Raw genomic sequence first — 9,031 nt, 5'->3', positions numbered from 1 at the left:
GGTGCCGTGGGACGTCGCGGGCGGTCTCTACGTCGCCGGCACGACGGCGTACGCCGCGGTGCGCGCGGTTTCGCTGAAGCCGGGCGACACGGTTGCGGTGGCTGGTGCGGCGGGTGGTGTGGGCACGATCGCCGTACAGCTGGCCAAGCGCGCCGGCGCGACGGTGCTCGGCATCGCCGGCCCAGCCAACGACGACTGGCTGACCGCGCACGGCGTCGTCCCGGTCAATTACGGTGACGATCTGGCGAATCGGCTCCGGGCCGCGGCGCCGGATGGACGGATCGACGCGTTTCTCGACTTCTTCGGCGGCGGCTACGTCGAGCTGGCCGTATCCGAGCTGGGTGTCGCACCCGAACGCGTGGACACCATCATCGACTTCCCGGCCGTTGAGCGGTTCGGCGTGCAGATGGCGGGCAACGCCGACGCGTCGAATGCCGATGTGCTTGCCGAGCTGGCTGGGCTCGTCGGGGCCGGTGAGCTGCAGGTACCGATCGCCGAGGTGTTTCCGCTCGACGAAGTCCAGCGCGCCTATCGCAGGCTAGAGCAGCGGCACACCAGAGGAAAGATCGTCCTGCGGCCGTGAGCGCAGGTCAGCGCGGTGCCGGGATCTCTTCCTCGTCGGGGTGCTTACCGGTGACCTGGAAGATGACCCGGCGAGCCACCTCGACCGCGTGGTCGGCGAACCGCTCGTAGAACCGGCCGAGCAGCGTCACGTCGACGGCCGCGGCCACGCCGTGCTTCCAGTCCCTGTCCATCAGCACCGTGAACAGGTGGCGGTGCAGGTCGTCCATCGCGTCGTCTTCTTCGCGAATCCGCGCGGCCTTCTCCGGATCACGCGTGAGCAGGACCTCCTGGGCACTGTTGCCCAATTCGACTGCGAGACGGCCCATTTCGGCGAAGTATCCGTTGACTTCTTCCGGCAGCGCGTGGTTGGGATGCCGACGCCGCGCGATCTTGGCGACGTGCAGCGCCAGGGCGCCCATCCGGTCGACGTCGGCGACTATCTGGATGGACCCGACGATCGCCCGCAGGTCTCCGGCCACCGGCGCCTGCAGCGCCAGAAGGACAAACGCCGCCTCCTCAGCACGCGCGCTCATCGCGGCGATCTGCTCGTGATCGGTGATGACCTGTTCGGCGAGCACCAGATCGGCCTGCAGCAGGGCCTGGGTGGCGCGTTCCATGGCAGCACCCGCCAGCCCGCACATCTCGCCGAGCTGGTTCGCCAAGGCATCCAGTTGCTCGTGGTACGCGGTCCGCATGCACCAAGCCTACGGGCATCTGCGTGGAATCGTCACGACGCGGCCGGTGAACGAAAGGTGAATGCCGCCTGCCCAAGCGACCCCGCAGCGGCGGGCTATTCGCAGGTGGTGTCGGCCGCGTTGGTGACGGTCAGATCCTCGGGCAGGCGAGTCGGCGTGCTGCTGGTGCCGTGAACGACATGGACCTGCACTGCAGAACCGCTGGGCGAAGGCGCGGACACGTTGTTGTAGAAATCGCTGCCGAGCACCACTTGCACCACGTCACCCATGCCGGTGACTCGCTCGATGGTCGGGTTGGAAAACGACGAGGCGACGGTGGCCGCGGCCTGCTCGTTGCCCGGGGAGAAGAACACCGTCGTCGAGGACAGCGGGCCCGGGTAGTCGTCGGGGGTGGTGACGTTGAAGCCGTGGGCCTGCAGTTCGTTGGCCGCGGTGGAGGCCAACCCGTTCTCGCCGGTCGAGTTCGACACCCGCACCGTGATGTCCTGCGGATTGGTCGTGACGGCGTCGACCAGCTCGGCGACGCCCTGCGCGGCCGGGGCCGGGGAAGCGGGCGCCCGGTTGGCAGAGTCCGGCGTCGCGCTGACCGTCGACTCGGGCGTGCCCGGGACGGGGGTGTTGTCGGCGTTCTTCTCCTCGGGCAGCGGGTCGTCGTTGATGATTGCGTCGAACAGGGCATGCACGTCGTCGGTGCGAGGTACCTCGTTGCCGTATTCGTCGGGATATCCGACGGTCGGTACGGTCACGAACGTGATGCGACCGGCGTTCACACCTTGGACGGACTGGCCGAGGTCAACGAGGTCCTTGGTCCTGATGTTGTCGACGAAACTGTCGTTGATGAACATGTTGACCACGTTGTTGAGCTTCGGCAGCGAGAAGAACACTTCCTTGGAGATCAACGAGCGCAGCAGCGACGACAAGAACAGCTGCTGACGCTTGATGCGGCCGTAATCGCCGTTCGTTTCGGTGGTCACCTGGCGGGCGCGGACGTACTGCAGCGCGGTGTGTCCGTCGACGATCTGGCGGCCTGCATTGGGCAGCACGGTGCCGAGCTCGTAGTCCTCCAGCGGTGTGGTGCTGCACACCTCGACACCGCCGATGGCGTCGACCATCTTCGAGAAACCGGCGAAATCGACTGCCATGAACCGATTTACAGACAGACCCGACAGTTTCTGGATCACCTTCACCAAGCATTTGGGGCCGCCGACGGCATAGGCGGAGTTCAGCTTGGTTTCGGTGTACACCTCTTCGGGGCCGTATGTCCCTGACTGCTCGTCGTAGAGCGGTCCATACTCACGTGTCTCCGGGTTCCATGCCTCGCACTGCATTGGTTTTATCGAGAGGTCACGCGGAAAGGACACGGCGACAACGCGTTTGCGGTTGGCTGGTATGTTCACCAGCATCACGGTGTCGGAGCGGGTGCCGCCGGCGTCCTCGGTGGTTCCCACACCCATATCGCTGTTCTCGCCAAATCGGCTGTCCACTCCCACAATTAGGAAGTTCTCGTCGCCGAATTGGGCATTGGGGTCGACGATGTCACGCGAGTCGGGGTCAAGCGCGGACACCTTGTTGAGCATGTTGTTCTTCGACGACTGCCATTGCCACGCCCCGCCCGTCATGGCGAGGGCGCTCGCCGCGATCAGAGCTGCGGCCGCGCGGCCGGCGACCATGGTCTTGCGACGGCCCTTGCGCGGTTTCGTCTGGTCGGTTCCCTTTCCGGTGCCGACGCGGGACGGCGCCACTCGCTGGCCCCGGCGCAGACGTGCCAAATCAGGCAGGTCGGAGAGCGCGGCGGCCGACGCGACGGGGAAGACCTCGGTGTCGTCGTTGTCAGAATCGGCGACGGCGGGTTCCCAGACGGCCTCGATGATCTCCGTCGGCGGTGCGGGCGGCGGGGGGTCCGGCTTGGGCTCGGGACGCGGTCGCTTCAGTTCGTCCGGGACACTCGCGTGGCCGTGAACCTTGGCGATCAGATCCGCGACGGTGACGCCGTCGGTGTGGTTACCGGCCGGCTCGGCGTCGTCAGAATCGGAAGCGGAACGACGCTCCCACGGCGCGGCGCCTGGCGAGGGCCGCGGAATTCGGGTAAGCCATTGGTTGTCGTCGCCGGAGGGTGCCGGGCCGCCAAAGCCAGGCAGGCCAGGAGTGGCGTTGTCGCCGTCACTCATGTTCCTACTCGGCCTCCGACTCTTAAGGCATCACGCGCGTCGGTGCGCATGGGCGTATGCAGTGCCTCTTGTCTTCTAGCAGCACTCCGCGTGGCTCCGCTACTGGAGCCAGATACGAGGAGACTCATATCGTACTGAGACATCCTGTGAGACAGCCAGTCAGGAGAGGGTGTCAAGATCGTCTCGGTTTAGCCTCCGGAGTGCATGACGTCTGCTCCGGCGGGCACGGTGCAGTCGTCGGGATCGGCGAGCCAGCCCTCGGGCAGGGCCACCGAGGCAGGTGATCCCTGGCGTCCCCGCGGACCCGTGGCCGCCTCGGGGAACGGCACCGCAGGATCGAGCTGATCCAGCAGCGCGTCGAGCTCAACCAGCGTCTTGACCAGGGCTAATGATCGTCGCAACTCCGCTCCGGCAGGAAAGCCGTGCAGGTACCACGCGATGTGCTTGCGGATGTCCCGCATACCCTTGTCCTCGCCGAAATGGGCGGAAAGCAGCTCGCCGTGCCGGCGGATGATCGTGGCCACCTCGCCCGAGGTGGGTGGCGTCGGCGGCGTCGTACCGGAAAACGCGGCCGACAGCTCGGCGAACAACCACGGCCGGCCCAGGCAACCGCGCCCGATCACCACGCCGTCGCATCCGGTCGCGGCCATCATTGCCAGGGCATCGTCCGCCTCGAAGATATCGCCGTTCCCGAGCACCGGAATGCCCTTGACGTGCTGCTTGAGCATGGCGATCTGCTCCCAGTCGGCGGCTCCGGAGTAGCGCTGCGCCGCGGTGCGGGCATGGAGCGCCACGGCCGCCGCACCCTCTTCGGCCGCGATCCGCCCGGCGTCCAGATGCGTGTGGTGAGCATCGTCGATCCCGATCCGGAACTTCACGGTCACCGGGATATTCGTGCCTTGCGTCGCGGCGACAGCAGCCCCCACAATCCGGCCGAACAGCCGGCGCTTGAACGGCAGCGCCGCACCGCCGCCGCGCCGCGTGACCTTGGGCACCGGGCAGCCGAAGTTCATGTCGATGTGGTCGGCCAGCCCCTGGTCGACGACCATTTTCGCTGCGGCGAACGTGGTGTCCGGGTCGACGGTGTAGAGCTGCAGCGAGCGGGGTGATTCATCGGGCCCGAACGTCGTCATGTGCATCGTCACGGGATGACGCTCGACCAGCGCACGCGCGGTGACCATCTCGCACACGTAGAGGCCGCTGACCGTTCCGGCTCTGGTCAGCTCCAGTTCCCGGCACAAAGTGCGGAATGCGACATTCGTCACACCGGCCATCGGGGCCAGCACGACGGGGCTTCGCAGCGCGATGGGCCCGATCCGCAGTTGTGCTCGCGGTTCGGCTAAGACGCTGATGAGCTCACCAAGAGGTTCTTGGCCGCCTTCTTCTCGGCGACCTTCGCGATGCGTTCGAGCCTGCGCTGCTTGGCGACCTCGAACTTCACGCAGGTGTCCTCGAGTTCCTCGACGAGCGCCCCCAGTTCATCCCGCAAGCGTGCCGAATCGCCGGTGAAGTCCTCGCGCTCGAAGATGCGCCACTTCTTGAGCACCGGCATGACCACGTCGTCGAGGTGGATGCGCGGGTCGTAGACCCCGCCCGACGCGATGACGACGGCTTTCCGCCGGAAGTCCGGAATCGTGTAGCCGGGCATCTTGAAGTTGCTCAGCACCTTGTGCAAGGAGCGCATCGCCTGATTGGGGGCGACATCGAAACCCGCCGCGGAGACGTCGCGGTAGAAGATCATGTGCAGGTTCTCGTCGGCCGAGACACGCTGCAGCAGCTGGTCGGCGACGGTCTCGTTGCACGCCTTGCCGGTGTTCCGGTGCGAGACGCGGGTCGCCAATTCCTGGAACGTCACGTAGATGACGGAGTCGAACAGGCTGTCGGCGAACAGGTCGGCCTCAATCTGCTGGTTCTGGCCGGGGGAGAAGCCGCGAGTCACCTGCTCCACACGCAGCTGCTCGAGCTCGATCGGATCGATCGCACGGGTGACCACGAGATAGTCGCGCAGCGCGATGCCGTGCCGGTTCTCCTCGGCCGTCCAGCGGTTCACCCACCAGCCCCATGGCCCGTCCATGCTGAAGTTCATCGCGATCTCGCGGTGATAGGAGGGCAGATTGTCCTCGGTCAAGAGGTTGGTCAGCATCGCCACCTGGGCGACCTCGGACAGCTTCGACTGGTCGGGGTCCCAGTCCTTGCCACCGAGCGCGTAATAGTTCTTGCCGTCCGACCAGGGAATGTAGTCGTGCGGGTTCCAGTCCTTGCGCATCGTCAGGTGCCGGTTGATGTTCTTCTCGACTACCGGTTCAAGTTCTTGGAGCAGCTGCAGGTCAGTCAGGTCTTGCGCCACGGGCCCTCCCCAGTTATCTGTACCTGTTGGTTGCACTCAATATATCTGTGTACCGCGGTGACATTCAAGTCTTGCGCCAGCGTGTCACACAGGCCTCACGCGACACCTCCTGTCGCGGTACTATCCCGTCGGGCACTGCGGGGAGCCCGGTTCCAGCGCAGGGTATTACTCCGAAGGACGGGCTCACGTGAAGATGCATGTTTTCGTCGGCGCCGGTGTGCTCGCCGCTGCCGCTTCGGTTCTTGGCGCCGGCAGCGCGGCCGCTGCCCCCGACGTCGTCGGCCAGACGTACAACGACGCAAAGCAGACCATCCAGCAGACCGGAGCCACGGCCGTCATCGCGACGAAGACCGGTAGCTTGGCGAGCTTGGACGAGTGCATCGTCACCAACGCCTGGAACAAGCCGCAGGTCGACAACCCGCGCGGGGGAAGCGACCGGCAGCAAGTGATGGTTGCGCTGAACTGCAATGCCGCGGTTGCGACCGCCGGCTCGGCTGGCAACTCGGCGGCCAGCCCGGAAGGCCGCCAGGCCTTGGCTTCTGCAGACAACGCAGGCTGAGTTTTCGCTCGGTAGCGGCGATGTCTGCGAAGCAATAAGCTTCTCGCATTAAGTTCGCAGACACTACTCAGACACTTCGGAGGTCCGGCCAGGTGAAGAAGGAAATCGCTCTCGGGGCCGGCGCTGCCATTGCCGCATCAGCCTGCATGGCCTTGTTCGGCTCCGGAGTCGCCGCGGCGGACAATTACGCCGGCCAGACGTACGCCGACGCGTCGCAAGCGGCCAGTGAGGCGGGCCAGACCGTGGTCGTGGCCAGCCGGGTCGGCGACAAGCTGTCCCAGGACGAGTGCATTGTCACCAGCTCATCGTCGGCGCCCTTCCTGCACGGCGACGATTTCGCGCACGTCAGCGACACATTGCTGTTCAACCTCAACTGCAACGGCGGATATGCGACGGCCACGAATCCCGGCGCGTCGGTGGCATCGCCGGAAGGTCGCGAAGCCAAGGCGGCAGCGGAAGAGGCTGCGGCCCAGCAGAACGAGCAAGACCAGCTGGCGATGGCGGGCCAATCGCCGGGCGTGCCAGGCGAGTAGCCGCTAGTAGCTCGTCACCCTGCTGAGCAGCATGTCGACGCAGTAGTCGATGAACTGTTCGCGGGTGGCGGCCAGCCGACCGTTCAGGTAGGCGGTGAACAACGCCGTCAGCGCGCCGATCAACCCGGTGGCCACCATGGCCTGCACCGCGGGATCGGTGATGCGGGTCAGTTTCCGCTGCAGCAGGTCGATGAAGTTGGGCATCCATTCGGCTCCCGAGCGGGTCAGGACGGGCTCGACCTCAGGCGCGAGCAACAGGACCCGACCCCGCGCGGGATCGTCGACCATCAACGCGACGAACCGCTCGACCGCGTCGCGTGGGGTCTCGGCGTTCATCAATGTCGACATCGCTCGGGTGCAGACGTCGTCATAGACGGCGCGAACGAACTCGTCGCGGTCGGAGAAGCTCTCGTAGAAGTAGCGCTCGGTCAGGCCGGCCGCACGGCATACCGCGCGCACAGTGAGCGTCGGCCCGCCCTCGCTGCCCAGACTCGCGACGCCCGCGGCGATGAGTTCGTCACGGCGTAAGACCTGGCGGTCCTCCAGCGGAACGCCGGTCCATCGGCCCCGTCGTTGACCGGGATGCACATCACTCCTAAGCTCGTGATGACAACGCACGTAGTCAGAATCGCATCTGACTCCGATCGGAAGATCATCAGTGACTCAAGATACGTCTGAGGCCTGCCCAATGCCCAGCGGACCGGCCCAACTCGCATCCGGCTGCCCGATGGCCCCCGGCGGCTATGACGCGCCGCCACAGCCGCTCGGTCCGGGTTCGCTGACCTGGAAATACTTCGGCGACTGGCGCGGCATGCTGCAGGGTCCGTGGGCCGGCTCGATGCAGAACATGCATCCGCAACTTGGCGCTGCGGTCGAGGAGCACTCGACGTTTTTCCGGGAGCGCTGGCCGCGGCTGTTGCGCTCGCTGTACCCGATCGGCGGTGTGGTGTTCGACGGCGATCGAGCCCCGACCACCGGCGCTGAGGTGCGCGACTACCACGTCGACATCAAGGGCGTCGACGCGCAGGGCCGCCGCTACCACGCGCTCAACCCCGACGTCTTCTACTGGGCACACGCCACGTTCTTCGTCGGCACGATCATCGTCGCCGAACGGTTCTGCGGCGGCATCACCGAGGACGAGAAACGTCAGCTGTTCGACGAACACGTCGACTGGTACCGGATGTATGGGATGAGCATGCGGCCGGTGCCACAGACCTGGGAAGAGTTCCAGGTCTACTGGGATCACATGTGCCGCAACGTGTTGGAGAACAACTATGCGGCGCGCGCGGTGCTCGACCTCACCGAACTCCCGAAACCGCCTTTCGCTCAGAAGGTTCCGTACCGGCTGTGGGCGTTGCAGCGAAAGTTGTTGGCGCCGTTCTTCGTATGGCTCACCGTTGGGCTGTACGACCCGTCGGTGCGCGAGTTGATGGGGTACAGCTGGTCCTCACGTGACGAGTGGCTGCACCGCCGCTTCGGCGATGTGGTTCGGGTGTTGTTCGCGCTGCTGCCCAAGCGAGCCAGGATGCATCCGCGGGCCCGCACCGGCTGGGATCGCACAACGGGGCGCATCCCGTCCGATGCGCCGTTGGTGCACACGCCCGCGCGCAACCTGCCGCCGCTCGACGAGCGTGACAAGCCGACGCACTACTGCCCGAAGGTCTGACGCGGCTTCGCGAAATGAGTCCACGTTGCGCCGTCGAAATAGCGTATCTGGCAAGGACTCTGAGGATCGGGAAACCAGCCCGGCTGCACGGGCGGGTATCGACCGAAGGTGCCGCGAGGGTCGCCGGCCAGCATCAGCCCGTGCTCGAAATCTGCTCTAGCGCGCAACCCGGAGTCGCGTCGTGCGAGGACCTTCCTGCGATGTGAGACGAAAACCAGCGTGGCAAGTACGGCGACGACCGCGACGGCCTCGTACCACCTGTTGGATAGCCACCAGCAGGTCAAGACCACGCCGGCTCCGGTCGCTATGGGGTGGCGCCGCCAGAACTGCCTGGGACCTTGCTGGTAGAACATCGCCATTGATCTTACGATTCGGCGGACGTCGCTCGCCGTGGATCATTCACGGTCCTTTTCGGCCCTGCCCCTCCAACCGTTCTGGTGACCAAGTGCCTGGACGCGGCGAGAGGCCAAAATCATCCCGCTGGGGTGCTGGCCGAACA

10 protein-coding genes are annotated in these 9,031 nt (G+C 65.7%); 4 read left to right on the top strand and 6 right to left on the bottom strand.

Features of this window, described 5'->3' with window-relative positions; genetic code table 11:
* On the top strand, positions 1–583 hold a 583-nt coding region (locus tag VJV41_RS19815; RefSeq protein WP_325336727.1), incomplete at its 5' end, for a zinc-binding dehydrogenase.
* A gap of 7 nt (positions 584–590) precedes the next feature.
* Here VJV41_RS19815 and phoU read toward each other — a convergent pair.
* From phoU to VJV41_RS19795, 4 genes are all read right to left on the bottom strand, one after another.
* On the bottom strand, positions 591–1,259 hold the full coding sequence (gene phoU / locus VJV41_RS19810) for a phosphate signaling complex protein PhoU (RefSeq protein ID WP_325336726.1): 669 nt from the start codon (positions 1,257–1,259) through the stop codon (positions 591–593).
* A 95-nt stretch (positions 1,260–1,354) separates the two neighbouring features.
* Positions 1,355–3,427, bottom strand: a complete 2,073-nt coding sequence (locus VJV41_RS19805; RefSeq protein WP_325336725.1) for an LCP family protein — start codon at positions 3,425–3,427, stop codon at positions 1,355–1,357.
* Between the two features lie 188 nt (positions 3,428–3,615).
* Positions 3,616–4,779: a tRNA dihydrouridine synthase DusB gene (gene dusB, locus VJV41_RS19800; protein WP_414685003.1), complete on the bottom strand. Its 1,164-nt coding sequence runs from the start codon at positions 4,777–4,779 to the stop codon at positions 3,616–3,618.
* Positions 4,767–5,774: an acyl-ACP desaturase gene (locus tag VJV41_RS19795; RefSeq protein WP_325336724.1), complete on the bottom strand. Its 1,008-nt coding sequence runs from the start codon at positions 5,772–5,774 to the stop codon at positions 4,767–4,769. The genes dusB and VJV41_RS19795 overlap by 13 nt, the downstream gene beginning before the upstream one ends.
* A 193-nt stretch (positions 5,775–5,967) precedes the next feature.
* Here VJV41_RS19795 and VJV41_RS19790 point away from each other — a divergent pair, with 193 nt between their 5' ends.
* A complete protein-coding gene (locus VJV41_RS19790) occupies positions 5,968–6,333 on the top strand; it encodes a hypothetical protein (RefSeq protein ID WP_325336729.1) in 366 nt (121 codons plus the stop codon).
* 92 nt (positions 6,334–6,425) lie between these two features.
* Positions 6,426–6,866, top strand: a complete 441-nt coding sequence (locus tag VJV41_RS19785; protein WP_325336723.1) for a hypothetical protein — start codon at positions 6,426–6,428, stop codon at positions 6,864–6,866.
* A gap of 3 nt (positions 6,867–6,869) precedes the next feature.
* On the opposite strand, the gene VJV41_RS19780 is transcribed toward VJV41_RS19785, so the two are convergent.
* Entirely contained in the window at positions 6,870–7,454 is a 585-nt protein-coding gene (locus VJV41_RS19780) for a TetR/AcrR family transcriptional regulator (protein ID WP_325336722.1), read from the bottom strand.
* Positions 7,455–7,524: 70 nt separating this feature from the next.
* On the opposite strand from VJV41_RS19780, the gene VJV41_RS19775 reads away from it, so the two are divergent.
* Positions 7,525–8,532, top strand: coding sequence for an oxygenase MpaB family protein (locus tag VJV41_RS19775; protein WP_414685002.1), 1,008 nt, complete (start codon positions 7,525–7,527; stop codon positions 8,530–8,532).
* On the opposite strand, the gene VJV41_RS19770 is transcribed toward VJV41_RS19775, so the two are convergent.
* A complete protein-coding gene (locus VJV41_RS19770; RefSeq protein ID WP_325336720.1) occupies positions 8,514–8,891 on the bottom strand; it encodes a DUF2510 domain-containing protein in 378 nt (125 codons plus the stop codon). The two genes, VJV41_RS19775 and VJV41_RS19770, sit on opposite strands and share 19 nt — an antisense overlap.
* Between the last annotated feature and the right edge of the window lie 140 nt (positions 8,892–9,031).

This window comes from Mycobacterium sp. (assembly GCF_035274705.1).
In the GTDB taxonomy this organism is placed as follows: domain Bacteria; phylum Actinomycetota; class Actinomycetes; order Mycobacteriales; family Mycobacteriaceae; genus Mycobacterium.
Note: the sequence above shows the minus strand (reverse complement) of the source record. Positions and strands in the feature narration are given on the sequence as shown.